Origin of the sequence: Vibrio sp. 10N.261.51.A4, from assembly GCF_041471945.1 — a bacterium.
Classification (GTDB): Bacteria; Pseudomonadota; Gammaproteobacteria; order Enterobacterales; family Vibrionaceae; genus Vibrio; species Vibrio crassostreae_C.
Genome location: NZ_JBFRPJ010000016.1, coordinates 1 through 1,147, shown reverse-complemented (window position 1 = coordinate 1,147; position 1,147 = coordinate 1). Strand labels below are relative to the sequence as shown.

Annotated in this window: 1 protein-coding gene; it reads left to right on the top strand. The window is 43.7% G+C overall.

Going from position 1 to position 1,147, the window contains the following annotated elements; translation table 11 throughout:
- Nucleotides 1-62: 62 nt before the first annotated feature.
- Nucleotides 63-1,147, top strand: a protein-coding gene (locus tag AB4384_RS05050; RefSeq protein ID WP_372129001.1) for an IS3 family transposase whose coding sequence is annotated in 2 segments (ribosomal slippage) — nt 63-306 and nt 306-1,147 — 1,086 coding nt annotated over the 2 segments. Because the reading frame shifts where the segments join, the coding sequence is not laid out codon by codon here. This gene is flagged as partial in the annotation.

Sequence of the window (1,147 nt, the reverse complement as noted above, 5' to 3'; positions counted from 1 at the left end):
TGATCCGCACCATAAGTTTTGGACACTGAGTTAAGTGAGTACAATCACTAACGAGGTGAACAATGACAACTAAGAAAACACGAATCAAACATGCTCCTGAATTTAAAGCCGAAGCACTTAAGTTAGCAGAGAAAGTCGGTGTCGCTGCTGCCGCACGACAGCTATCGTTGTATGAATCTCAAATTTATGGGTGGCGTAAAGCCGTCAAAAAAGATGCGAAAATCAGCGATAGAGAAAGGGAGCTCGCCACTGAAAATGCCAAACTCAAACGGTTATTGGCTGAGCAAGCTGAAGAGCTAGATATCGTAAAAAAGGCCGCCACCTACTTCGCGAAAAATCTAAAGTAGATTGCTATGAGTTTATGCTCGAACACCTGATGCAATATAGGATTGTCCGTATGGCTAAGGTGTTTGAGGTTTCTCGAAGTGGGTTTTATTATTGGATTGATAATCGCCATAAAGTCACTCAACGCAACGAGCACCGAAAGCAGCTTGATATCAAAGTTCGAGAAGTCTTTGATGATAAAAAGGAACGCGACGGTGCAAGGCGTATTCAAAAAGAACTAGAGGCAAATGGTAATAAGCACGATGTAAAAACCATTGCCGCGAGCATGAAGCGCCAGAGCTTAGTCGCGAAGGCCGCCCGTAAGTTCAAATGTACGACAGACAGCAAGCATAGGCTTCCTGTTGCCCCGAACTTGCTTGAGCAAGATTTTAATGCAACAGCACCGAACCAAAAATGGGCTGGAGATATTACCTATCTAGCGACAAGCGAAGGTTGGATGTATTTAGCGGTTGTTATCGACTTGTACTCACGGCAAGTCGTTGGTTGGTCAATGAGCACCAGAATGACCGCGACTCTGGTCTGTGATGCGCTATCAATGGCATTGTTCCGTAGAGGCATGCCCGAAGGGGTGATTATCCATAGTGATAGAGGTAGTCAATATTGTTCAAAAGACTACAGATACTTAATCTCAGCCCATAATTTAAAACAAAGTATGAGTAGGAAGGGAAATTGCTGGGATAACGCCTGTGTTGAAAGCTTTTTCCATTCAATGAAAGTAGAAGCCGTCCAATACGAGCCGATAATGACGCGAGAAGAGATGCGCCAAGCACTTTTTGAATATATCGAAGTTGATTATAATCGA